This window comes from Longibacter salinarum, assembly GCF_002554795.1.
Classification (GTDB): Bacteria; Bacteroidota; Rhodothermia; order Rhodothermales; family Salinibacteraceae; genus Longibacter; species Longibacter salinarum.
In genome coordinates, this window is the sequence record NZ_PDEQ01000003.1 from 400,494 (window position 1) to 426,498 (window position 26,005).

Below are 26,005 nucleotides of genomic sequence, written 5' to 3' on the forward strand. Positions count from 1 at the left end.
GCTTGTCCCGAATCAAAGCAGCCATTTCGAACGTCAACCTTCCCAATTGCTAGGCCCATGGCAGATTCCTTCGAACGCGTCGACAAGTTGCGTGACGAGCCGCGCACCGATATTCCGATGGCGCATCGAATGCAGCGCTTCGTCGAGGCGTTGCAGATGCGTATTGTCAAGAAGCTCGAGGCCATCGACGACTCTACCTCGTTTCGTCTCGATCAATGGGAGAGAGAAGGAGGAGGAGGCGGTCTGACAGCCGTTATTGACGACGGCGAGGTGTTTGAAAAGGGGGGCGTCAACACGTCTGCTGTTCACGGAGAGCTGCCGGACCGGATGGTGGAAGCGTTCGGCGTAGAGCCCAAGCCGTTTTTCGCGACGGGCGTCTCGCTGGTGATCCACCCGCGTTCACCATGGGTGCCGACGGTACACGCCAACTTTCGATACTTTGCCCTGGGCGACGACCTCATGGAGCCGGACGATCAGTGGTTCGGGGGCGGAGCCGACCTCACGCCGTACTATCCGACGTTAGAGGATGCCAAGCACTTTCACCGTGTGTGGAAGCACGTTTGTGATCGTCATGACGTGGCGGATTATGGTGATTTCAAGCAGAAGTGCGACGAGTACTTTTATCTGCCGCATCGGAGCGAAGCACGCGGTGTGGGCGGAATCTTTTATGATTACCTGCGCGACGACCCGGAGGGGACGTTTTTCTTCAGCCGGGAGGCCGGTCGGCGTTTCCTGGATAGCTACGTCCCGATTGTTGAGCGGCACCTCGATACGCCATACGGAGAGGAGGAACGAACCTACCAGGAAGTGCGACGCGGACGGTATGTCGAGTTCAACCTGCTTTTCGATCGCGGGACGAAGTTTGGCATCGAGACGCGGGGGCGGACCGAGAGCATCCTCATGAGTCTGCCGAGAAGTGTGCAGTGGCGCTACGATTGGACACCGGAGCCTGGAAGCAAAGAGGAGAAGGCTCAGTGGTTTTTTGAAGCGCGGGACTGGCTGTCGCTCGATGAGTCTGACGTGCCTGAATAAAAAGATGAGTGAGCATCTACCCGGTGCTTCCGCCGGCTGAGCCGTAAGTGGATGCAAAACGTGTCTGCACGCCGATGATTTTCTGATGCTGAGCACATTATTTCCCTCGAACACGAAATGCGCACAGTCTTTTGGGGGAAAGTTCAACGCCGTACAGGAACGGGAGAGGCCGGTTTGACACATAAGTACCAGTCCAGTCAGGGCAATTTACGCCCGGAACAGCACCCGAGCAGATGACTCCTCGCGATTACGTATCCCATTATTCCACGGCAGCACCTGCAATCCCAGGTGTCCCGTCGTCTCCTGCGCCCTTATCTGTAGAAGATGGGGAAATGATCGGGATCGTGTGTATGGGCTCGGGCGGGCCATCCTCACTGGATGATGTGTCCCGGTTTCTGTATGACCTCTATATGGACCCGGCGCGACTGGAACTGGGGATGGGGGGCTTCCTGCGTCACCTATTTGCCCGCCTAATGTCGAATCTGAGGTCGTCTGTTGTTCGCGACCGATACGAAATGATCGGCGGACGCTCTCCACTGCTCCGGATGATGGGCGAGCAAACCGGAGCGCTAGAGCGCCATCTGATTCGCGAGTATCATGGTGCTGAGGTCGAATTTCGCACCTATGTCGCGCATCGACATGGGACGCCGAGTTTCGTGGATGCGGCGCGCCAAATGGAGGAGGACGGTGTGGATCGCGTCGTGCTCTTGCCTCTCGTGCCCCAGTACGCTCTCTCGCGGACCCGCTCGTGGATTCAGTACTGGGAAACCCTCGAGCACGCCGGCGAGATTCCGAGTTGGCCGAGAACCGCGGTTCACGAGTACGCCGCGAATCCCAAATACGTCCAGGCCTTGAGCGAGCGCATCGACGAGGCCACGCAGCGTTTTCCGAAGGAATCGCGGTCGGACATCCATCTGCTGTTTACAGCGGCCGGTCTCCCGCCGAGTGAGCGCGATCGCCGCTGTGATCCATCCTGCTGCCTCGTGTGTAGCACGGTCGATCATGTCATGCGCTATCGCGATCACGACCACCCGTTTAGCATCGCCTTTCAGCCGGAGGTCGGTCCGCCGATGACGCTCATGCCGTCTGTCGAGCGTGAGATTGACCGTCTCGCAGGAGCAGATGCGTCCGATGTGCTCGTCGTTCCGGTGTCGTTCGTAACCGACCGGCTCGAAACCTGCGTTCATCTCGACATCGAACTTCGCGACCACGCGTACGATGTTGGAATCGAAAGTTTCGAGGTGACGAGCGGTCTGAACACCCACCCCCTTTTCGTCGAGGCTCTGGCAGAGGCGGTCGTCTCGCAGTGTCACCTGTCTGACGATATGGTCCGCCGCGAAGCACAGGGTGACTCTGCTCCTTCAGGGTATCCGCTTCCGCCACTGCGTGATTTGGCGACGGAGCCCATGCACGAGCAGGCCGTCACCTGCCCAGCCTGCACCGGCGAGGTGCGTCCCAAGGTCTGGGGACAGACCGTCACGGAGACGATTCTCCCGCGCCCGTCTCCCCGTCCGTTCCGCATGACGCCCATGCGGATCGAGTCCAGTCGGGACTCGTGATCCGCTGCGTGTGATGTCGTTTTTGGGCTCGCCCCCGCGTGTTTTGATTTGTCGACCAGATGTCTCAACGTATGCAAGCTCCGTCCGACCACCTCCTTCGCACGATGGCTGCTGTGCCTGTAAACAGCTTCATCCTCGACCTGGGCTGCGGGGAAGGACGGCATACGGAGCCGTTGCTCCGCCTGGGCTTTCCCGTTCACGGCTGCGACCCTCGACCCGACGCGGTCGAGCGCACACGTGGACGTATCAAGGACATCGTCGGAGAAGAGGATGCCGAGAACTGTGTGCAGGTCGCCTCTCTGGCCGAGATGGATTATCCAGACGAGTCGTTCGACTGGGTCGTGGTTTATCACGGAGAAGTCTTCGGTGATCGCCCCGAAGACGTCTATCAGCTTCTCTCTGAGGCCCGCCGTATGTTGAAGCCGGGCGGATGGGCGTATGTTACGTTTCCCGCGGCGGCCGTTGACATCGATGATCAGGAAAGAACCGCAGGAGATGGTGCTCCCGCTTCGTCCCCGGCCCAAAGTGCGGCGGGTAGCGTCTCCATCGATGAGCTTGAGGCACAGCAGGAGCGGGCCAATCTAGCAACGGCCTCTGCCCCTGAAATCGCTGAAGAACCAGGCGCTGTCCGCGTTCGTGCGATTTTTCGCCGCGTGGATCCGAACACACCCGCGTGATCGGGGCCTTCGTGGGAGGCAACTCATTTCTTAGACGTGGCCTTTAGGCACCCGCTTCAGGGATCGACCTCGCGATTCGGTCATACGATACCCGGATGTGTCTCGGTGATTCAGCGCCGCATCGGGGCATGTGAGAGCCGCAGATTTCTCGGCGTTTCGTGATTCCTACAGCACGTGATGAAACACATGGATATTGCCCCACCGAAGATCGAGATTGGGAAGAGCAAGGCGCTCTACGAACAGGCGCAGAAAAGCATTCCCGGCGGTGTCAATTCACCGGCGCGGGCATTCAAGAGTGTCGGCGGCACTCCGCTCTTCATTGAGTCGGCGCAGGGCGCCTACATGACGGATGTCGACGGAAACGAGTACATCGACTACGTCGGATCCTGGGGGCCGATGATCTTTGGTCACGCCGATTCGGATGTCGTGCATGCGGTCCAGGACCAGGCGACGTCGTCCACATCGTTCGGAGCGCCAACCCGAATCGAGATTGATGTTGCGGAGCTCGTCTGCGACCTCGTGCCGTCCATCGAGTCTGTGCGCATGGTGAACTCCGGAACGGAAGCGACCATGAGTGCGGTGCGCGTGGCCCGTGGATTCACAGGCCGAGACAAGATCATCAAGTTCAAGGGCAACTACCACGGCCACGGCGATTTCTTCCTGATGGAGGCGGGAAGCGGCCCGCTCACGCACGGGACGCCGAATTCACCTGGTGTTACCGCAGGAAACGCAGAGGATACGCTTCTGGCCGAGTACAACGACGTTGAGAACGTGCGCAACCTTGTGGAGGCGCATGACGACAACGTCGCCTGTATCATCGTCGAGCCAATCGCCGGCAACATGGGCTGTATTCCGCCCGAGCCGGGCTTTCTCGAAGGTCTCCGCGAGATCTGCGATGAGCACGGCGTCGTCCTGATCTTCGACGAGGTGATGACAGGCTTCCGGGTTGCGCCGGGAGGAGCACAGGAGCGCTACGGTGTCACGCCGGACATGACGTGCCTTGGAAAGATCATTGGCGGCGGACTGCCGGTGGGGGCGTATGGCGGCAAGAAGGAGATTATGAATCACGTCTCACCGGTCGGGCCCGTCTATCAGGCAGGTACGCTCAGCGGCAATCCGTTGGCGATGCGAGCAGGCTACGCCGTTCTCTCCAAGATCAAGGAGACGCAGGATACGCTGTACGACGAGCTTGAGGCCTATGGAGCAGCTCTCGAAGAAGGGCTGGCGGACACCCTCGATCGGCTCGGACTGGATTACTACCAGACGCGGGTTGGAGCAATGGGCTGCCTGTTCTTTACCGAGGAAAAGGTGGTGGATCAGGCGACGGCGAAGTCGACCGATGCCGAAATGTATGCCAATTACTTCCACGGACTACTGGACGAAGGCGTCTACTTCGCTCCGTCACAGTTCGAAGCCTATTTCTTCGGTACGGAGCACGCAGAACGCGAACTTGAGACGACCCTTGAGGCCCAATACGATGTGTTGAAGCGCATCCACTGAGGTAGACATCCCACTTCGTCGAGTCATGTACACCCTCGATGCTATTCAGCGTCGAGGGTGTTCGTGTGTTGAGGTGTTCGCGAGAATGATCTCCGGGCGTGTTTTACCGTTGCCTTCGAGAAGAGGTTTGCTCGTGCATATACCGCTGCCTATGCACCGATTGAGGAGTCGAGAACGTGGTCGGCGGATGGATCGGGAGATCAGGTGGCGCGCGAGGTCCATGACGTTCTTCGTACTGGGAGCGTCGCGAGGGCCGACTGGGAATGCGAGCACGAGTATCCATGGTGAAGTCGGGCGTCGTCCACCATACAGATCCTAAATGGATTGAGTGGACGACGGAAGCGTCGAACCAAAACAGTGGTGCAAGGCCGTGCGCCGCCTCAGATTCCGGTTTGTTCGTGGGCTCAGAGGGCTCTTCTTGTCTACATCAGAGGTGTCTGCGCGGGATGCGGTGCACAACACATCCCGTCAAACAGCTTCTGAAACAAGAAAAGCCGTGCCCTCCGAACGGGAGAGCACGGCTGAAACTTGATGTTTTTCTAAGAAGCGTCAGGGCGTCCAGAGCTTGACGTCGTTGTCTTTGCTCCCGGAGAGCACATAGCGCCCGTCCGGCGAGAACGCGATGGCATTCACGCCGTCGGCGTCGCCTTCGAAGACATAGCCGAGGCTTCCTGTGTCCACCTTCCAGAGCTGGACTTTCATGTCGCTACTTCCCGAGAGAACGTACTGGCCATCCGGCGAGAACGAGACGGCGATGACGAGTCCCGAATGACCGTCGAACGTGCGCAGGAGCTCACCCGATTCGACATCCCAGAGGCGCGCTGTCATATCGTCGCTGCCAGAGAGAGCGTACCGTCCATCGGGGGAGAAGGAAACGGAGAACACGTACGTCGAGTCCCAGTCGCCTTCGTCGAAGGTCCGCACAACGGACCCCGATGCCGCATCCCAGAGCTTCAGGGTTCCGGACTGGCCGCTGCCGGTCAGGACGTATTTTCCATCGGGCGAGAAAGCCAGGGAGAAGATCGCTTCCGGGTTGTGGTCGAAGGTGCGGACCACGTTGCCGGTGTCGGTCTCCCACATGCGCAGCGTTCCCGCTTCCCCGCATCCCGACAGAACGTATTCGCCGTCTGGAGAGAAGGTGGCGGCGAGGACCGCTTCGGAGTGGCGTTCGAACGTACGCACGGCCTGACCGGACTCGACATTCCACAGGCGAACGTGGCCATTCGAGCTTTCCGAGACCAGGTGACTTCCGTCGGGCGATAGAGCGACGGAGATCGGCTGACTGTCGAGACCCGTGAACGTTTGGATCTGTCGGCCGGTCACGACCTCCCAGAGCTTCACAGTGTTGTCTTCGGCGCCGGAGAGGGCGTACTGGCCGTCGGGCGAGAAGGCGACGGCGTTAACCCAGTCGGCATTTCCGTTCAGCGATCGAACGATGTGAAGCCGCTGACGCTGAGGCTGGTTTTCGTTCTGTGAGGCGTCTTCGGACGCTTCTGCTGTAGCTGTTTCTGTCGAGGCAGCCGTCGCTGTTTCTGTTTCTGCACTGTCGTCGCCCGGGCGGTACACCTGCGTTTTCGGCGCATCCGGTGCGACTCCATTTCCGCCGCCGCTGCCGCCACCATCACCGCTTGGTGCGCTAACGGAAGCACCTCCACCGCCTCCCTGCGGGACCTCCACATCTTCACCGGGATCGTTGGCGTTCAGAGCATCTGCCACGTCCTGTCCCGTCTGGTACCGATCATCGGCATCCTTCATGAGGAGCTTGGCGATGATCATTTCCAGCCAATCCGGACAGTCCGGGTTATGTCGGCTGGGGGGCGTGTAGGACTCGTGCAAGACCTTATAGACAACACTCATCGGGTGACCGCCCGTGTGAGGAAGCGTGCCCGTGACCGTCTCGTACAAGACGACGCCGAGACTGTACAGGTCGCTCCGGGGGTCCACCTCGTTGCCACGAGCTTGCTCCGGACTCATGTATTCGGGTGTGCCGAGGACTGTGCCTGTCTGCGTGAGGCGGGACTCGCTGGAGGCATAGGCGATGCCGAAGTCCATGAGCACGGGACGACCGACGTCCGTCACCATTACGTTCGAGCTCTTGACGTCGCGATGGACCGTATCCCGTGTGTGGGCATAGCCGAGAGCTTCAGCCACTGGCGCGATGAGCGCAACGGCCTCATCGGAGGGGAGGGGACCACCTTCCTGAATGATCTCGTGGAGGTCGCGGCCCGTCAGGTACTCCATCGCCATGTAGTGCACCCCGTTCATCTCACCCTCGTCGAAGATGGTGACGATGTGCGGGTGATTGAGCATAGCTGCCGACTTCGCCTCACGGTGGAAGCGCTCGAGCAGCTTCTGGTCATGCGTGAGGCCCTGAGGTAAGACCTTCAGCGCAACGGGGCGGCCGAGACTGGATTGAACGGCTTTGTACACGATGGCCATACCACCGCGTCCCAGCTCCTTGTTGATTTCGTACTGCGACGCCATAGCGTCGCGAACGACGGTCTCGGGATTGGAAAAACTCCCCGTCCCCGCGGACGTCGTCGGCGGGTCTTCAAGCCACTCTCCGCAATGCTTACATTTGCGGGCTGCCGCGAGGATCTCTTCGTGGCAATAGGGACAACGCTTGTTAGCTTCGGACATGTCCTGGATGCAATTAGTGCGCGACATCCAGCGGGTCGGCGGCGAGGCCCGACCGCACCGAATGAGTGCGAGTAGGAGCCGGAGTGGAGGTCTCCGGTACGGCTAGTTATGTGTAAGGGGCCGGCGTTCATCGAGCACCTCTCATCCCACGATTCATAGTAACCGTTCGCGCGAGAGCATGAGGCAAAACGATTGCGCGAACGGACGTGCCGGAGAGAGGCATACCGGATTCTATCGACCCATAATGAGCAATAATTCTGCCAGCTTGTGACTATGATGCGATGCGTGCCTTAAGCTGCCAGCGGCGCCGTTCGATGAAGCGCGTAGCTCAAAAGTAGGCCCGAACCTCCGGAAGGAAGTCCGGGCCGCGGGGCAGATGAACCCAGGCTCGCCGCGGGTGTCGACGGTAGCCGGTCACCCGGGTGCTAACGCTGTGCTGAGTTAGTCCCGCTCGTAGCGGAGCATCATCTCGCCCATGCGAATCATGTCGCCATCATCAAGCTCAACCATCTTCTCGGCTTCGACCGGCTCCCCGTTCACCATCGTGGGGTTGGTCGTGCTCTTATTCTTCAGGTAGATGTCCTGATCTTTCTGCACGATCTCTGCCTGCATGCGCGAGACGGTACGGTAGGTGTCACCGAGCTGAATGTGGGCGAAGGCGCGTTCCCCTTCGACCTCAGCGCGACCCATCGTGACGACGTTGCCTTCGGGGGTCGGGTGGCCGGCGATGCGAAACTCTTTTCCTTGATCCGGTCCGGCTGCAACGACGAGCTTGCCGGGGATGAACTTCATGGTTTTCGGCGGGGCCTTGAACTTCAGCGTGGCCGGGCCGCCGCTTCCGCTTCCGGAGGAACTTGAGCTCGACTTGATGCGCTGCTCCGCATCACCTTCGTCGTCGCCCATCTCCGTCGCAGTGAAGTCCGTGCTGTTCAGGCCGGAGGCTGCTCGCTTAAGCTCTTCCTCCTGGCGTTTGCGTGCTTCGTCGGCTGCTTTCTTCGCCTTCTCTTCCGAGGACGAGTAGATAGAGTATCCGACGACGGCTATGATTGCAAAGCCGAGGAGCGTCAGACCGAAGATGGGCCAGAAGCCGATCCCTGGTTTCAGTTCCTCACTGACTCCTCCTTGGCCGCTACTCTGGGCGCTTCCGCCGCTAACGACCTCGCGAGAGTCTTCGTCGATGAATGCTGACTGATTAAAGGGACTGATCGAGACGACGCCCGTGACCTGAACCTGAGCCGTGACCGCCGGAGGTGCGTCCGTCGTGCGAACGCGTAGCGTCTCGCCTGTGTCTCCGCGGAGCATGTAGTTCATCGTGGAGTTGCTTCCGCTGGAGCTCTCCACGTGCTCATCAACGACCCCAGATACCGAGACGGATTGGTCGGAATACTTGCCCGGGTTTTCAACGATCTGCTTGATCGTCACCTGTTCCTGCGCCTGCGCTGGAATTGACAGCGCAAACGCAAGTAAGGCGACCATCCACAAAATGTTTTTCATAGGGATCACTTCTCGATGTAGGAGCCGATTAGACATGTGTGGTGGGGCTTCGACAGGTTAGTTCTCGCTTGTAATCCCGACACGAACAACACCACTCCACTGCTTGTCGTCATACAGGGGCCATACGACTTCGCGAAGAGGGGTGCCATTCTGCGTGACTTGATGATGGTACAGCGCGGGTGTTTTCGACGTTTTCGACCATTCACTATCGGTGTAGTCGATCTGGCCGCGCTCAAACGAGCGGGAGGTGATGACCTCGCCACTCTGGTTTTGTACAGCGTAATATTCGATGACGGATAGTCCGTCAATGACGTTGTTGAACGCTTCGACGTTATCACCTGCAAGGTAGGCAGCACCCAGGAGCGTCGCAACCGAACTTCCGGTTCCGGGGTATGCGGACCGGAATTCGTAATCGTAGAGCGCCTGCCATTCGGATTCATCCTGGATATTACTCAGGAGAGACTCCAGAATCACATTTTCCTCGGGCACGGTTGCTCGGTCGTACTGCACGAGCAGGTAGCCTGTATCGATCGGTGAGATGAGCCAGGCTCGTTTTCCATCGTCGGACGAAAGCAGGGAAACAGTTCCCGATGCGGTTTCGACCAACGAAGAGGAGGGAAGGCGAGCGTCGTCTGCGCCGTAAAACGCGACGTCCGCGCTAAGGGCACCGGTGACGGTATAGATGCTCTCGACGTACTCCGGAAAGCGAATCCGTGGGAAGCTGGTTTTGGCGTAACTCATGGCCGGACCTGCCGTCACACCGTCGAGAAGCTGGTTGCCGACACGTGCGATTGGCTCGAGCATGCGTCCGCGAGCCGCCATGACGGCCGTCATGATGGTTTCGGGTTGTGCATCACGGGTTGCGAGCCGCTTAGACAGGGAGAAGGCCTGCTCAAAGTTCGTTTGCACGAGGTAGAGTTTCGTCAGGCGTTCCGCCGCGGTGTCCCAGCTGAGCGCGTTTTGATCGGTGCTCCAGTTGTCGAGCATCCAACGGTAACGCGAGGCGGCCGCACCGTACGCACGCACTTGTCGGGCAGCTTCGCCACAGTAATAGTATAGCGTAAACGACTGCTTGGTGAGCGAAGGAAAGTTGCGACAGTAGACCGTTGCGTCGCGATAATTTTTGTTTTCGAACGCCGAGGTAACGCTGGAGGCGAGGTCGCCGGAGATCGTCGAGCGAAAGCGCGTGCGGGCACCGTCGGGAAGATATGATTGATTCTCGACGACGCGTAGAAACTGGCTGATCTGGCCGGTGGATGCACGAGACCCGAATGAGCGATACCAGCGCGACAGCGTATCCTCAATCTTGTTGCGCACTCGGGGGATGTCGCAATTCTCTGCGGCCGTCTGCAGTACGCGGAGGGCAGCCGAGAAGTTGTTCGCCCGAATCTGGCGATTGGCCAGATTGATTTGTCGTCCTGCAAAATCCTCACACACGACGGATGCCGTTGGACCGTCAAGATCAGGTCGCAAGGTGGCATCTACCACGGTGTCTGATGCACCGAGAGAAGGCGAGGGGGCCAGGGTCAGCAGCGCGAATAAGCTCGAAAGTAGTACGGTAGAGACGTTCATGCGGACTAAACAGTACCCTGAAAGGGGGATGGGTGCTCCAAGGCCAGGGGGAGTCAATGGGTGGTGCGAAACGCGGACCGGGTGGGTCGGTCGTACGCGGGGGCCGATCGAAGAAGCCGTGTGGTGGCAGCTTCAAAGTAAGCGGTTAAATCGGCATATGCGGACCGGATCACAGTGAAGGCTTCGGTGCGACCGGGCGCAATTTGACGGAAAGGAACAACGCGACGCTACGTCTTCGCAAACGGGAGCTAGCCACCCCACTTTGAAATCACCTACGAATCTCCGCCAATATAAACAGGTCCGAAGTGCAATGCGAACCTAAACACTCCGTCAGACACACGCACTTTAAAAGGTAACGTTCACATACTCCGTGCCTTTCCGGGCCAAACTTGCGCAGGGAAACGGAAAAATCACGGATTCCAAATCTTTCGGATCGATGCGCAGAGGTCGGGACGGACCCGAAGTCGGGTCGTTCATCCTGGCTCTGGTCGGTAGCACGCCGACCAGAAGATAAACTGCAGAATACAGTGTGATACGACGACGGGAAAACGTCAACAGCACCGCATGGACACCGCTTCGATCTTACGCGTGCTCCTGCTGCTTCGGAGGGAACGGATAGGTGCGCACCCGGCCAAGCTCGCGCTGTAGGCTGCCAGCCTCCGCAAGTACAACGGAAATGTTGTCGGTCGAGCCGGAATAATAGGCAAGGGAAACGAGAGATTCGGCCGCGGTCTGAAGGTCGGGTGTGCCGAGCATGTATGACTTAAACAGTTGCTCTTGCTCCTTCAATTTGTCGACGATTAAGCCGTCCGAACAGAGAAGGAACCCGTCGTGACCATCCAGGCGATAGGCTGGGTTTTCTTTCGGAAAAAAGTCCGGCTCGTCACCACTCCCGTCGAGCGTTTTGTTGATAATGTGACCGTACTGCGCGACGAACTGCGGATCCAGGTTTTCGTTGCCGGCCTTGTTCTTAAACTCCTGGAGGTACGAGTGATCTTCAGTAATCTGCTCGATGAGCTCGCCGTTCAGGTAGTAAACGCGCGAGTCTCCGAGATTGCCGACGACAAAGTGATCTTGAAAGCCAAGAACACAGGTGAGCGTCGTGCCCATACCTTCGAGAGAGGGATCCTCCTCGGTAACGTCGCGGATGGAGGCCTGTGCTCGCTCATACATTTCCGCGAGAATGTCCTTCAGGTCTGCAACGTCGACCTCGTAATCAAATCGCTCTGTTAAAAACTGCTCAGCCGTGGAGAGAGCCGTCTTGCTCGCGATCTGTCCGCCTGCAACGCCCCCCATTCCGTCGGCGACGGCAAAGAAGAACGCGTTCGGGCCTGGGTAACAATGTAAAACGTCATCCTGATTTACATCCCGGCGTCCGGGGAACGTCGTTCCGTGCGCAGAAATTGGGAGCATTGCAAACTAACCGGTGTTTCTGGAATCCGTGGCGCGGCGACGTCCCACCGCATGGTGAGACAAACGCCGGTGGAGAGCAAGCCCGTGCGCAGTGAAACGGTGAGAGCGCGAGTAAGCCTGTCACTCCGAATGATGATGGTACTGCGAATCCGACCGGAATTACAATTCGGATTGCTTGCCTCGCGTCAGCGACGATCAACCATAGATCGTAGGGCCGAGGCACGACGGAGGGTAGTCCGGATTCGCTAAGTTAAGCGGTGCTTCAAAGAGGCGCAATATACACACGAGAGAGGTCTTGCAGGTCGTAGAACACCCTGGACAGACTAGTTTCACGGGGTTTTCTGAAGGACAACCACCTCTCCTCGAACGACGGCGCACCAACGATGGACGCGCGTCGGAAATCGAGGTGCAGGAAAGAACCTCATTCCTCGTCGCGGTATTAGTCACATAAAGACCGTGCCACGAAGCGGTAATCTTCGTCGGTTGCGTTTCGTCACCCGGTTTTTGCGAAACTTCACCTCGAGCTCTGCGGAGCAAATGCTGACGGGCACGCCTTCGTTCCTTTGATGAGTCCGTCCCCTCGGGGCCGTGTCCAGAACGTCCTCGTGCTATGCGGGCCTCCTCGCAGAGGTCACGGGCGCTCTGGCGGCGAAGGCTCCACCGTCGAGCGTAAATGTTGCGTCGACGTCGGAACGTCCAGCGCCCGAAGCACATCGTCGAGCGCGCTCAGGTTATCGAGAATAGCGTCCGGGCCGTGAGACGAAAGGTCTTGGCGGGAGGCGTGACCGGTACAAACGGCAACCGCGCGAGCTCCTGCGGCTCGGCTGCACTCGATATCTCGTCGTGTATCACCGATGACCGTGACACAGGTTTGTTCAAAGCGAATGCCAGTATGCTGATGCGCCCGGTCGATGGCGAGGGCAGGGAGGCAGTTCCGGTTGGCGTTGTCACATCCAAATGCGCCAAACGAGAAGTACGTGGCCAGTTCCACGACGTCCAGTTTGCGGTAGGCCATCGGTTCCACGTTGCCCGTGACGAGGCCAAGGTGGATGTCGGATCGGTCGTGAAGGTGATCGAGGAGAGGACGAACGCCCGGCAACACGTCAACGTCGCTCGACATCAGGCCAGGTTCGGCAATGCTAACATATACGTCGAGTGCCTCCCGGATCAGGGTTTCATCGGCGTCCACACCATTGGCATCGAAGACCTCTGCCATGATCTGTAGGTCCGTCTTTCCGGAGAAACGAATCGCTCCGGTATCAAGCGGTCGCCCGACGAGTTCGGCGAGTGCGCGCTCGACGGCGTTGCGTGTCGACCCGTTCGTCCGAACGAGCGTCCCGTCAATGTCAAACAGCAGGAGTTTCTCCACGGGGCGGTGGTGGGGCGAGGGAAAGAATGCCGGGACTCAGTGCACACCGGGCGGAGAAACGTCTACGATGCGTAACCCGGCGGGTTCGACCCTGCCCGTAACGTCATCGTCCGTGGGGGGCCAGAAGGATATCTGCGTTGTCGTCGTGTCTGGAGCGAATGGAGCCGGTACGTACGAGTCCATCAGATGCTGCTTCCTCTGCACGTTCAGCAGAATGGACCGGGTGTGCGGAAAAGCACAGAGACGTGCGGTTTTACACAGCATGATCCGACGGAACCGGTGACGAGCGGCGACGAAAGCAGTTTCCGCCGTCGGCATGAGAGTTGAGTCCTTATACAACTGAGAAACGGTTGCGACGCGGTCTGTGAGAGGTTGACCACTCTCTTCAGATGTCGTGACTACACGAATGCGGAGGTTTAGCCGATATCAAACGGATCCTGTTAGTGGAATCGTTCGAGGCGCCAGGCGGCGCGGCTGAGTCTCCGCATTTTTCGTTTCAGCGAGCTCATCCGCGCATGAAGATCACGCGGCCTGCCAAATACAAACGGGACGACTCTCGAAAGAGCCGCCCCGTAGGTTTCGCGAAACTCGTTTTAGATCCGTGCGGACCTAAAAGTCCATGTCGAAGTCGCCCATGCCGGCTCCGCCGCCGTTCTTGTTTTTCGATGGAACGCGGGCCACGATGGACTCGGTCGTGAGGAGGAGGCTGGCGATCGACGCCGCATTTTCGAGAGCGGAACGGGTCACCTTCGTCGGGTCGATCACACCTTCGGACAGTAGCTGTCCGTAGGTGTCCGTCCGGGCGTTGAAGCCGTAGTCGCCGTCGTTCTCGAGCACGTTCTGGACGACGATCGAGCCTTCAAATCCAGCATTCTGTGCAATCTGGCGGAGCGGAGCCTCGAGTGCGTGCCGGATGATGTCGACTCCCGTCCGCTGATCTTCGTTCTCAACCTCTATGTTCTCGAGCGAGGCGAGGGTGCGAAGGTAGGCGATGCCTCCGCCCGGGAGAACCCCTTCCTCGACCGCTGCGCGAGTCGCGTGGAGGGCATCTTCGACGCGGGCCTTCGTCTCTTTCATCTCGGGTTCCGTCGCGGCGCCGATCTTAAGGACAGCGACGCCACCGGAGAGCTTCGCGAGACGCTCCTGCAGTTTCTCGCGATCGTAGTCAGATGTCGACGACTCGATCTGCTGCTTGATCTGGTTGACCCGCCCTGCGATCTGGTCCTGCTCACCGGCTCCATCGACGAGCGTCGTGTTGTCCTTCGTGATGACGATGCGCTTCGCCGAGCCCAGGTAACCGAGCGTGGCGTTCTCGAGGCGATAGCCTTTCTCTTCGGAGATCACCGTTCCGCCCGTGAGGACGGCGATGTCTTCGAGCATGGCCTTGCGTCGATCGCCAAAGCCCGGCGCCTTGACGGCGGCTACTTTGAGCGTGCCACGGAGCCGGTTCACAACGAGCGTGGCCAGCGCTTCGCCCTCGACGTTCTCGGCGATGATGAGAAGCGGCTGGTCGGATTGTGCAACCTTCTCGAGAATCGGCAGAAGGTCTTTCATCGACGAGATCTTCTTCTCGACCATGAGGATGGCAGCATCTTCGAGCACGACCTCCATCGTCTCCGAGTTCGTGACGAAGTAGGGGGACAGATAGCCGCGGTCGAACTGCATACCTTCGACGACGTCGAGGTGCGTGTCCAGTCCTTTCGCTTCCTCAACCGTGATGACACCGTCCTTCCCGACTTTGTCGAAGGCGTCAGCAATGAGGTCTCCAATTTCAGCGTCGTTGTTTGCTGAGATCATGGCGACCTGAGCGATTTCATTCTTGCCGGAGATCTCCCGCGACTGCTTGTGGAGGTCGGCGACCACGGCCCGCACGGCGGCATCGATGCCCCGCTTGAGGTCCATCGGACTGGCACCTGCCGTGACGTTCTTGAGTCCAGTGTTGATGATGGCCTGGGCGAGAACGGTCGCTGTCGTCGTGCCGTCACCGGCTACGTCGGAGGTTTTGGAGGCGACCTCCTTCAGCATTTGTGCACCGATGTTCTCGACATGATTCTCGAGTTCGATCTCCTTGGCCACAGTCACACCATCTTTGGTGACGACGGGAGAGCCGAACGACTTCTCGAGAATGACATTGCGGCCTTTCGGGCCGAGGGTGACTTTAACGGCATTGGCGAGCGTATCTACACCCCGCTTGAGGGCTTCGCGCGCCGGAGCATCAAAAAGTATTTGCTTCGACATAGGATCAGAAAGTCAGTTTAAGTGAATCGGTCGTCTATTCAACAGGCCGTTCGGATTTTTAAGGGTCTGCTCTACGGTTCTCGCTGACGAATTTAGTCGTCGATGCGACCGAGGAGATCGGATTCCCGCACGATCAAAATGTCTTCGCCAGCTAGCGAGATCTCGGTGCCGGCGTACGATCCGTAAAGCACGTCGTCGCCTTCCTTTACGCCCATGGCGATCGTCTGGCCGTTTTCAACACGTCCTGGGCCGACGGCGAGGACCGTTCCGCGCTTCGGCTTTTCTTTCGCGGTGTCGGGAATGTAGAGTCCGCCCTTCGTTTTTTCGTCAGCGGCCGCGGGACGAATCGCCACGCGGTCGGAGAGGGGTTTGAACGTCGTCATCGTTCGCTGTACTCGTTGGTTATATCTCGTGGTGAGATGATGGGCGAGGCGTGAAATGGAGTCGATGTCCCTCGCAATTCGGCGCCTAGTCAAACGGCGTACCGAACCGGTTTGGAGGGGCTACCGAGCCTGTTTTCTTCACAAACCAAAAAGAAAACCGCTCCGGCCGCCAGGAAGGCGGACGAAACGGCAGGATCGTCGGTCGAGGTGGCAGATGAGTAGGACACGTCGGTCTGCCAAAAATGTCAGATCAGGTGGAACGGGGCTCGCTCCCGTTGTCTGCGTCGCGGAATGTCCATCACGAACCGGGCACGTTAGGCGAGGGCGCCACCGTCCGGGTCGTCCCCAAGGAAGTCCGGTAGGTCCGGGGAGTCGTCGCTGTCTTCGGGACCGTTGTCCGGCGGATCTGGCGGCAGCGGGTTGCCCCGATCGTCGAATCCAGGTTCATCGCTACTGGCGCCATCGCCTCGCGCGCCCTCTGGGTCTTTTACCTCCTCGATCTCGTCTGGCGATTCGACCATGTCGGTATCGGCTGCGTCCCGGGCCGGCTGGTCGGAGTGGCCATTTTGAATTGCGCAGTCGGGAGGAGCAGGCTCTTTTTCGTACACATCAACGACGGTCGTCCCGTCCTGGAAGTTGATGGCGAGCACGGCCTCCTTCTCAGGATCGTACGTATCGATCAGATGCCGGACGATTTCGAGTTGGGTGCCCATCACGTCCTCTTTCGATCCCTTGAACGTGAGGTAGTTTAGCGGGAGCTTCCGGCCCCGGTCTCCACCTACGTTGGAACGAAAGACGACGGCTCCGCGGCCGCGCTCGTTGTACATGCGCCAGGCGTGACGAGCTGCCAGATTCCAGTGGCGCTCGGCAAATTGATTCAGAAGTTCGCCGGGGTTTGGCGGCACGGCGGAGGATGACATATACGTTTGGTCGGTTGTATCTATCTTCGTTCGTAGCGAGATTCCAGCGTCTCAACGCCAAGTTCTACATGGAGCCAACGTTGTAACGTCGGGAACTTCGGCTGTACGCACCGATGCAGATACCGACCGTTCCCGGTTTCTCCGACACTTGTCTCGTTTTTCCCTGTGCATCCAGATATCGATCCTGCGCGACCACTTCCAGCCGCGGCGTGTTCATCGTGCAATGAGCTCGTGCCCGTGGAGCGCAGGCGCCGGATCCCACGTCTGGGGTGGGCACTCGTGGTGGCGTTCATCCTGATCACCGTACCGGTGTCGGACGTTGCAGCGCACGACGAGCCCGGGGCTCGGGCTGGCCCGTCCCCCACCGTTTCCTATGCGTTCGTGGATGCCGACACGTCGGACGTCGATCCTCACCCTAACGCGGTTCCGTATCGTACCAACCGAAGCATCTGGGTGCATTTGCTCTCGGCGCCATCGTACGCGCTTTACGGGGTCACGCGCCCGCTGGGATGGGGCGTGAAGTACCTCGAACGTGAGTTCCCGACCCTGTTCGAGCCGAGACTGCCCGTTCGGGGGGCGCTACCAATCGTTGAACTGGGAGGACCGGTTGGCATTCAGGGTGGTGTCGCCCTTTTCGACCAGAACCTGTGGGGCGTTGGACATGACGCGCGGGTCTCTGCGCTTTACGGCTCAAGAAGCCGCTACGAGGTGCAGCTAGACTATGGACTCGGGTCAGCGCTCGGTTCGCGCACGGACCTGTCGTTCAGCGCAGACTTTTTTACACATCCGGAGCGCCGCTACTTTCTGCGTGGAAATCGCGCGGATAAGAAGGATGAGACGCGCTACTTCACCCGGCAGTTTGCCTCTCGCATCACGCTGGGACTGCAGCCGATCAACAAACTTTCGGGCGACATTCAGTTCGCATACACACGCTCCCAGAACAAAGCTGCCGACGGAGAGCTTGGTGCGAGACTTCCGACGACGCTTCCCGGACTCGATCGAATCACGAACCTCCTGTCGGCCCGGACCTCGTGGAGTGTCGACTTCACCGGGCGGACGGAAGCGCGCACCGTCCGCGGGACACGGTTTACGGTGGAGGGTGAGCTAACGAATGATCTGAATGGTAGCACCTTTCGCTACGTCCGATATGCAGCCGAGGTGCAGCAATACGTTCCACTGGTCGTGCTACCCCCTACGCGTCGCCTCGCGCTGAGACTTCGTCTCGACAAGGTCGAACCGGTTCGCGGGGGAGCAGCCGTGCCGTTTTTTCGATTACCGGGAATTGGAGGCCAGTCCACCGTTCGGAGCCTCGTCTTCGACCGGTTCGTGGAGGAGGGCGCGATCGTGGCCAACGCAGAATACCACTATCCCATCTGGAATCGGATGGATGCGGTGGTCTTCGTGGATGCTGGACAGGTGTTCAACGAGTTCGAGATGATCGCGCTCGATCGATTTCACGTCGGGTACGGAGCAGGCGTTCGCGTTCTTCGGGGGGGCGACCTTGCGTTTCGTCTCGACGTAGCCACGGGAGAGGAAGGCGTACGCGCTATTCTCACCGTTAATAAGACCTTTTAAAAGAGGAGAAGATGGGTCTCCTCCCCGTATTCTACCGATCGCACATCGCGTTTATCTGTCGAATGAAGCTTTTGTCTCGAGCCAAACTGGCGTTTCTCCTCATTGCGTTTGCCGTTTTTGCGAGCGGATGTAGTTCGTCGCGTCCGTACACGCTCGGCGCCCTAAAAACGGAAGATCCGGACCGCGAGCCGATTCCGGAGCCGCGCGAGATCGAGCAAAACTTCTACTGGGATCGCGTCGATCTGACGGTTTTCCATCAGCTGAAGAAGCCGCTGAACCTGGCGTGGACAGGTCGGAAAGCCGGCGCACTCGTCGGGATTGGCGATGGGGAGACGCAAGCCGATAACGTGAATGCGTTCGATGAGCCGCCGCGGTCGAGCTGGTGGACGCCTCGGCACTATTATCGTCCGATGACAGCCGAGGAATTGGCGATCGGGCCGAACACAGATGGTCGTACGGAGGCTGGACCCGATACGAGTGGGACATGGACGATCTGGAGGGGAAAGTCGGTCGGGGCGGCATCCGGCTTTTTTATCCAGGACGCGCGCGGGGTGCGCTACCTGCTCAAGTTTGACAAGCCGTCCTATCCCGAGCTTGCTTCGTCAGCGGAGGTCATTTCGACGAAAATCTTGCATGCGGCCGGATATCATGTCCCAGAAAATACAATTGCGCATGTGCATCCGGAGCAGATCGAGATTGGCGAAGGGGCGACCGTGCAGGACGGAAACGATCGTCGGCCCATGCGCCCCGACGACGTCACCTCCGTGCTTGAGGGACAGCCACGCCGCGATGACGGCAAAGTACGTGTTATGGCGAGCCGGTTCGTGGACGGCCACGTGCTGGGGCCGTGGAATTTTCGCGGTCGGCGCGACGACGATCCCAACGACCGCGTGCGCCATCAGGACCGCCGCGAACTGCGGGGGCTTCGCGTGATCAGTGCCTGGCTAAATGACACGGATCGCCGTGCTGCCAACACGCTCGCCGTGTACACCGACGAGCGATACATCAAGCACTACGTGCAGGATATGAGTTCGACGCTCGGGGCGAACACGGGCTCGCCGCACCGACCGATCCACGGACAGGCGTACATGATCGATCATCGGCTCATTCCGCAGGCGCTCGTCAGTTTCGGGTTGTTTCGGTTCCCCTGGTGGGAATACGATCCTTCGGCCGCGTTTCCGTCCGTTGGATACTGGCGCTCCGATGTTTTTCGCCCGGACGAGTGGGTACCCACGTATCCGAATCCCGCCTTCGAAAAGCTGACACGCCGGGACGCGTTCTGGGGCTCGAAAATCGTCACCGCGTTCTCCGATGACGACCTTGCCGCCATCGTGCAAACGGCCGAGATGTCGAATCCGGAAGCGGAGGCGTACCTCCTGCGTGTTCTCCAGGAGCGGCGCGACAAGACCGGGCGGTACTGGTTTCGCCGCATTGCGCCCCTCGATCGATTCCGCGTGTCGCAAGACTCCGGCTCTGCACTCCGGCTAGCATTCGACGACCTGGCCGTCGAGCGGGGAATGGAGATGGCCGATGCCGTGGCCTACCGGTACACGATCCGGCATGACGGGACGAAGCTCGATCATGGGATGGTCAGCGAGCGATCGGTTGGACTCCGAGTTGGGGAGAAAACGATCAATGAATGGCTGGATGAGCAAAACCTCACCAATCCAGATCATCGCGTCGTAAGGGTCGATCTTGCACCAGAATACCGGTCAGGGGACGACGTGCTGCGTCCGTCGGAAGTGCAAGTGTTCGTCTACCTTCCTGCCACGCCAACGCGTCCACTCGATGTCGCATCCGTGTTCAGCCGCGACGATATTGATCCGCACGCGCCCCGGGTTGTGGGGCTGCGTCGAAAGTAACGCCAACAGGTGGTGTTCAGGTCGGGCTGACGTCGGAGAAACCTTTTGGCTCGTGTAAACCGTTTTAGTTTTCTCTACGGGGTTTTTGACTCCAGCCGTCTGATTCATTACCGCCATTATGGCTCGTCTCCTCGCCTCACTTCTCGGTTTGCAAAAAGGGGAGCGGAAAATGGCGCTGTTAATGGCAGCGTATCATTTTCTGTTGCTCGTCATCCTCTATTTGCTCAAGCCCGTGCGGGACAGTCTGTTTCTCGCGGACCGAGGGCCGGCGGAGCTTCCGTACGTTTTTATTTTGACGACCGTCATGGTCGTCCCAGTCGTCATTTTGCACACGCGGCTTGGTCAATCGATGCGGGTTGGGCGACTGATTGACGGGGTAACGCTGTTTCTGGCAGCGAATCTTGTCGGTCTCTACTGGTTGGTCGCGCTCGAGACGGCCTGGGCGCCGTACATTCTGTATGCCTGGGTCAGCATTTTCAGTTTACTGGTTACCTCGCAGTTCTGGCTTCTGGCCAACGCCATCTTCGGGGCCTCGCAGGCGAAACGAGTTTTTACCGTACTCAGCGCGGGCGCGATTCTGGGAGCTATTGTCGGTGGGGAAGCGACGGGGCTGCTGGTCCGTACGGCCGGCATCGATAGTCACGCACTGCTGTTCATTGCGGCTGCTATGCTCGTTGGCTCCGTCGCTATGAGCCGATGGATTCGACAGCAGCACCAGGCGCGCGGGGGAGCTGTACAGGTCGCGGGATCAAATGAGGAGGTTCCGTTCTCTGGCGATGAGGCATCGGCCGACGCGCACGCCGACGACACAGATGCGTCTCCGGTTGAGGATGAGGATCCGACTGAGACAGCCGAGAAGCATGAGGCCTCGTCGCGCCTGTCCGCCCAAATGTCCGGCAGTTGGAAGGCGTGGTCGATCATCCGCAGTTCGCGCCACCTCCAGTTGATCGTCGGAGTGATCGCTGTCATGGTGATCACGTCGACCGTGGTGGATTTTCAGTTCAAAACCGTCGCAGCGCAGGCGTTCGCGTCTGAAGATGCACTAACCTCGTTCATGGGACGATTCTATGGGCGCGTGAGTCTCGTAGCTCTCGTCGTACAGTTCTTCATCGCTCCGCGATTTATTCGCATTCTCGGCATTGGGGGAGCTCTGTCTATTCTGCCGATTGCCCTCGCGGGTGGAACCGTGGCGATGATCCTCGTTCCGGGGCTGGTCGCTGGTGTGCTGATTCGAGGGGCGGACCAGACGCTCAAGCACTCCATCGACAAGACGGGGCGAGAGCTTTTATTTGTGCCGGTGTCACTGGAGAAGAAGAAGCAGGTGAAGGTGTTTGTCGACCTGTTTGTGGATCAGGGTGCACAGGGGGTGGCGGGTGCACTACTCCTTCTCCTTACGACCGTTCTAAGCTTCTCCGTGTCTGAGCTCGGATGGGTCGTCGGGTTCCTTCTTGCGGGTTGGGGCGTGCTGGCATACCTCGCCCGCCGCACGTACATCCACGAGTTTCGTAAACGTCTCCGTGCGCAGGAGGACACAGAGTCTTCTGATGAGGCGACGCCCGTATCGGAGACACTCGATGAATTGCTCGAGTCTCTCTGCAGCCGCAACGAACGCGAGACGCTCGCTGCGCTGGACCAGCTGGAGCATGGCGACGAAACCGTTCCGATTGACGCGCTCGTGTGCCTGCTCGATCACTATTCGCCGACGGTGCGGGAGCAGGCCATTCGCGTCTTACGGGTGCGTACGATCGAGGGGCTGGGGTCGGAGGTTGTGGAGGCGCTGACGGACCCCAACCCAGACGTTCAGTTGGAGGCGGCGCGGTACCTGTACTGTCAGAGCGGTGAGCGTATTGACCGGTTGCAGGAGGCGCTGGCGCACGATGACGTACGTATCCGCGCGGCGGCCGTTGGGCTGATTGCGGAAGAGGGCGGGCCGGACGCGTATCGTCTCATTACCGAGGCGACGCTCCGGCAGCTCCTCGATGTCCCAGGAGAGGCCGGCGAGGACGCCCGTACTCATGTGGCTCGCATCCTTGGTGTTCTCAATCGGTCGTATCGCATTGAAATGTTGCACTCCCTTCTGTTCGATGATTCCGATCAGGTGGTTGAGGCCGCGATTCGTGCCGCTGGACGCAGCGAAGAGAGAGCCTTCGTGTATCCGCTGTTGGTGCGTTTGAAAGAAGAACGTTTTGAAGGCGTCGCCCGTGAGGCGTTGTCTCGTTTTGGTGAGCGGGTGCTGGGTACACTCTACGATGTGATGGTTGACGACCGCGTCAATTTAGATGTTCGCGTACAGGTCCCGCGCATTTTGACCGAGCTCCATAACAACCTGGCGGTGACGGTTCTTGTCACCGCTCTCCGTGATGTACCGATTCCAGTTCAACACGCCATTGTCCGTGCCCTCAGTCGGCTTCACGCGTCCGGGTACGACTCGTTCGCGTTCGACGACATCGCGGAGGCGATTCGTAGCGAAATACGGTACTATGCAGCCCTCGGACAGGTCGTCCACATGATGCTTCGGACGGACCGCGACGCGGTGGGAGATGTCGAACTGTCGGATGTCCGAGGGGCGCGGGAGCGGAGCTTAGAGCGTATCTTCCGTCTCCTTGGACTGCAGTACGATCAGCGGGACGTGTACGACGCGTATCTCGGGCTTACGAGTGACGACCGGACGCTCCGCTCAAGTGCCATCGAGTTCGTCGATAACCTGGTGGACTACTCCACGAGCCGAATCTTGCTGCCGTTGCTCGACGATCCGGAGGGAAGGAAGGCATTGGAATATGGCCAACGATTTTTCGACCTGAACCTTCGGACTCCCTCCGATGCACGCGCCTTTCTTCAAGAGGTCGACAATCCGAGACTAGAGGGGTCTGAGTCGTCGGACCGCGGGGACATGTCTCCACCCGATCGAGGCGTGAGTCAGAGCGTCCAAGGACGTACATCCGGGTTTTTCGGGCAGGATGAGTCAACTGACGGCGTCGATGGTATCCCGCAGCGGCGCGCTCCGACGTCCGAGGGTATGTCGGATGCTTCGTGACGATCCACGGAGCGAAATCTTAATCGGTCGATTGACAGGGTAATTTGGCCGATCATCTCTGATAAATAAAACGGAGTTCCTTGGGGTAAGGATGCCGTGAGTAGGAGGCCGAGTACCCTTTATATTCATCGGCATATTGCTCGTCTCCCGTCTGTGACCGTATATTCGTGTACGCAGATGTAGGAACGCTGACATCGATCGACATCGTCAATCTTGTCGATGAGTGCAATGATAACATTTTCCTGCAGCGTGAGTATGAAATCAATATCCGAGACCACGGAGACGATGTGTCATCTCGGACCTCGTAGCGTGATTATGGCTACGGTAAAAATTTGTAAGAACATTATTTAGCCCTGTGTTGATTTATGCCAGTATCAACGCACAAACCGCCCCGTCCAATTGCCGAGGTTCGCGAAGAGACGCGCACGTGGCTCAATCACGTTTGCGATGAGCACTTCGGTGGCAACGTTCGCCGTATGGCGACTTCGCTGGGGTACGACGATGCAGGACGTAGTAAACTAGATCGGATCCTCAAGGGGAAGACGATCAAGATTGACTCTGAACTGCTCGTCGACGTGAAAGACTTTCTCCGAGAACAGGATATTGAGTTTTTAGAGCCTGGCTCACCGTACTCGGACCCTGACGCCGATCAGCATAATCTGTCCCTCACGTTCTGCAGCATTGAAGTTGTTCGTCGGAACGGGACGTATGTCGCAGAACGAATGGAGAAGGGGCGGTATCACGTCGACCCGGCCGAGGTGAACGATACGGATGTCACCGGAGACGACCTGTTCGTTATTCCTGTGGAAGGGGACTCCATGGATCCAGAGTTTCGGTCGGGTGACCGTCTGATCATCCAATCCGTATCCACGCCAGATTATCAGTTTATTCCGGGAGACGGCGTGTATCTTTACCGCCTGGAGGAAAGCATTCAGATCAAACGCCTCATGCGCAAGCCAAAACGCATCGTTCAGGTCGTTCCTGCAAACGCAAAGTACGAGTCGTACCAGATCCAAACGGATGATGCAGAGGTTGACATCGAAATCCTCGGACGGGTTTGGGCGCGAGTGAAGAGGTACTAGCGCCGAGTTGTTCTCGCTACAATCGAATAATCGGTCCGCTCGAGGAGTACGCATTTCGTATAGGAAGCCCCACCGCCGCTTGCACGGTAAACGTGCTTTCTGGTTATGCGTTACGAACCGCCTCCGTAAGTTCGGCCAGAGCCTCTTCGCGCCGCCGCTGAGACTGGTCGGCTTCGTGGAGTGTCGGTGACGCGACGCGATCGCCACATTCAGCCGGTGTGAGTGGGCACCGCTCGCACGTCAGGTTCACATCAAGCTGTGGGATGTCGTCGTCGTTCCAAAAGCGGACGTGTCGTTTGAAGTCGTCATTGATCAGAAAGCCCAGCGAGACACACGAGTTCGTCGTGGGCTGAAGAGCGAGCGGCCGCGCAGACGAGAGCACAAAGAATTCTGCATCGTCGTTCAGGTAATACGACCGCTGTGCTCGAATCCGGGGCTCCACGCTCGGCTGCATGCTGGTCGTACCATTGTGCTGTTCGCCAGAGAGGCGATGAAGAAGGCGCATCGCCGGCCAGCGACGACAGTAGTGCTCGCGAAGGCCAATGCCGTGCGGCACCGGGACCTGCGACATATTCAGCAGCTTCGTCAGCTTGAAGTCCGACGACCCGGCCTCGTGGTGGAACCGCATAAAGAAGATGTCTTCGAGGCCGAAGAAGCGAGGCACGAGTTCGGTGAGCCGATAGTAAAACATCTCCGGCGTTGCGTCGAACCGGGCCATGCATGTTCGAAGCGCATCTGGATCCCAGGTGGAAGTCGAAAATATGCTCTTCAGGTGATCCAGTAGCGGGTCCCGATCGATGAGGAGAGCGCCTGCGAAATACGAGGCGCGAAAGTTATTCAGCACCTGTTCGTAGCTTTCGACCTTTAGCCACGATGACGTTCGCGCGCGCTCCTCGACATCCATGATGCAGTACCCGATCTCCCGCGCATAAATGAACGCCCGCTGGATGTCCATCAAATCCCCGTTCAGCAGAAGCGTCGGCTGGTCGCCCTCGACGAAAACGGACCGAAAGTCTGATAGCTCGGGATGATCCGGAAGCGTCTCCAGATCGATATCGTAACCATACTCGTCCACCAGCACCGCATACAGGGCTTCGTGCGGGATCGACGTGCCGGGCGCCCACTCCTTGGTTCGCCGGTAGTCTTGCGCCAATTCCTCGAGTTCCTCGAAGTAGTTGCCGTGTAGCTGCTGATACGACCGCAGGGCCGCGAAGAGGAAGTGCTCCACCTGCATGTCGTACGTCCGCCCGATCTCCAGGAAGGTCCGGATCAGGGCGCCCGCTCGTGACGGCCGATCCGAGACGAGGGCAAACACGTCCTGAGGCTCAAGTCCGAAGACATCGAAGGGGAATTCCTGTATGAACGTGGAGGAAAACACCTCTTTGATTGGGTCGAGTTCATCCGTCACGTGCATCGATACCAAATCGTCGTACGTGACCCCGAGCGCATCTGCCAGATCGATGATCTTATCCGGTTTCGGATACTTTTTGCCCTTCTCGATCTCGCTGAGATAGGAAATGCTGAGGCCGGAATCCTCGGCGATTTCCTTGAGGGATGCGCCACGATCCTGTCGAAGCGTGCGGAGCTTCAGGCCGAGGATGAAGCGGAGATTCTCACTACTGACAGCCATGCGAGAGAGAAAGTGCGAGGGAAAA

Annotated in this window: 17 protein-coding genes; 8 read left to right on the forward strand and 9 right to left on the reverse strand. The window is 58.8% G+C overall.

Features of this window, described 5'->3' with window-relative positions; genetic code table 11:
* The first annotated feature begins 57 nt into the window (after window positions 1–57).
* The 4 genes from hemF (at window position 58) to hemL (ending at window position 4,768) form a co-directional block, all read left to right on the forward strand.
* Window positions 58–1,032: an oxygen-dependent coproporphyrinogen oxidase gene (hemF, locus tag CRI94_RS07970; RefSeq protein WP_245846120.1), complete on the forward strand. Its 975-nt coding sequence runs from the start codon at window positions 58–60 to the stop codon at window positions 1,030–1,032.
* 332 nt (window positions 1,033–1,364) lie between these two features.
* Window positions 1,365–2,591 (forward strand): ferrochelatase, encoded by a 1,227-nt coding sequence (gene hemH / locus CRI94_RS07975; protein WP_281253310.1) that lies wholly within the window; start codon window positions 1,365–1,367, stop codon window positions 2,589–2,591.
* Window positions 2,592–2,662: 71 nt separating this feature from the next.
* Window positions 2,663–3,268 (forward strand): class I SAM-dependent methyltransferase, encoded by a 606-nt coding sequence (locus CRI94_RS07980; protein WP_179862206.1) that lies wholly within the window; start codon window positions 2,663–2,665, stop codon window positions 3,266–3,268.
* A 186-nt stretch (window positions 3,269–3,454) separates the two neighbouring features.
* Window positions 3,455–4,768, forward strand: coding sequence for a glutamate-1-semialdehyde 2,1-aminomutase (hemL, locus tag CRI94_RS07985; RefSeq protein ID WP_098075143.1), 1,314 nt, complete (start codon window positions 3,455–3,457; stop codon window positions 4,766–4,768).
* Between the two features lie 549 nt (window positions 4,769–5,317).
* Here the strand turns inward: hemL and CRI94_RS07990 are convergent.
* The 8 genes from CRI94_RS07990 to CRI94_RS08030 form a co-directional block, all read right to left on the reverse strand.
* Complete coding sequence (locus tag CRI94_RS07990; protein WP_179862207.1) at window positions 5,318–7,408, reverse strand: WD40 repeat domain-containing serine/threonine protein kinase; 2,091 nt, start codon at window positions 7,406–7,408, stop codon at window positions 5,318–5,320.
* Window positions 7,409–7,849: 441 nt separating this feature from the next.
* A complete protein-coding gene (locus tag CRI94_RS07995) occupies window positions 7,850–8,902 on the reverse strand; it encodes an FHA domain-containing protein (RefSeq protein WP_179862208.1) in 1,053 nt (350 codons plus the stop codon).
* Between the two features lie 57 nt (window positions 8,903–8,959).
* Entirely contained in the window at window positions 8,960–10,474 is a 1,515-nt protein-coding gene (locus tag CRI94_RS08000) for a hypothetical protein (protein WP_098075146.1), read from the reverse strand.
* Window positions 10,475–11,056: 582 nt separating this feature from the next.
* Window positions 11,057–11,887, reverse strand: coding sequence for a protein phosphatase 2C domain-containing protein (locus CRI94_RS08005; RefSeq protein ID WP_098075147.1), 831 nt, complete (start codon window positions 11,885–11,887; stop codon window positions 11,057–11,059).
* A 631-nt stretch (window positions 11,888–12,518) separates the two neighbouring features.
* A complete protein-coding gene (locus CRI94_RS08010) occupies window positions 12,519–13,256 on the reverse strand; it encodes an HAD family hydrolase (protein WP_098075148.1) in 738 nt (245 codons plus the stop codon).
* A 609-nt stretch (window positions 13,257–13,865) separates the two neighbouring features.
* Window positions 13,866–15,494 carry a chaperonin GroEL gene (gene groL / locus CRI94_RS08020; RefSeq protein WP_098075150.1) on the reverse strand — a complete coding sequence of 543 codons (1,629 nt, stop codon included), beginning with the start codon at window positions 15,492–15,494 and terminating at the stop codon, window positions 13,866–13,868.
* 92 nt (window positions 15,495–15,586) lie between these two features.
* Window positions 15,587–15,877: a co-chaperone GroES gene (locus CRI94_RS08025; protein WP_098075151.1), complete on the reverse strand. Its 291-nt coding sequence runs from the start codon at window positions 15,875–15,877 to the stop codon at window positions 15,587–15,589.
* Between the two features lie 314 nt (window positions 15,878–16,191).
* Window positions 16,192–16,797 carry a hypothetical protein gene (locus CRI94_RS08030; protein WP_098075152.1) on the reverse strand — a complete coding sequence of 202 codons (606 nt, stop codon included), beginning with the start codon at window positions 16,795–16,797 and terminating at the stop codon, window positions 16,192–16,194.
* 237 nt (window positions 16,798–17,034) lie between these two features.
* On the opposite strand from CRI94_RS08030, the gene CRI94_RS08035 reads away from it, so the two are divergent.
* From CRI94_RS08035 to CRI94_RS08050, 4 genes are all read left to right on the forward strand, one after another.
* Window positions 17,035–18,372, forward strand: coding sequence for a BamA/TamA family outer membrane protein (locus CRI94_RS08035; protein ID WP_179862209.1), 1,338 nt, complete (start codon window positions 17,035–17,037; stop codon window positions 18,370–18,372).
* A 62-nt stretch (window positions 18,373–18,434) separates the two neighbouring features.
* A complete protein-coding gene (locus tag CRI94_RS08040) occupies window positions 18,435–20,234 on the forward strand; it encodes a hypothetical protein (protein WP_098075154.1) in 1,800 nt (599 codons plus the stop codon).
* A gap of 118 nt (window positions 20,235–20,352) precedes the next feature.
* Complete coding sequence (locus tag CRI94_RS08045; RefSeq protein ID WP_098075155.1) at window positions 20,353–23,268, forward strand: Npt1/Npt2 family nucleotide transporter; 2,916 nt, start codon at window positions 20,353–20,355, stop codon at window positions 23,266–23,268.
* A 365-nt stretch (window positions 23,269–23,633) separates the two neighbouring features.
* Window positions 23,634–24,350, forward strand: coding sequence for a S24 family peptidase (locus CRI94_RS08050; protein WP_098075156.1), 717 nt, complete (start codon window positions 23,634–23,636; stop codon window positions 24,348–24,350).
* Window positions 24,351–24,453: 103 nt separating this feature from the next.
* Here CRI94_RS08050 and CRI94_RS08055 read toward each other — a convergent pair whose 3' ends face one another.
* Window positions 24,454–25,980, reverse strand: a complete 1,527-nt coding sequence (locus CRI94_RS08055; RefSeq protein WP_098075157.1) for an XRE family transcriptional regulator — start codon at window positions 25,978–25,980, stop codon at window positions 24,454–24,456.
* Window positions 25,981–26,005: the final 25 nt, after the last annotated feature.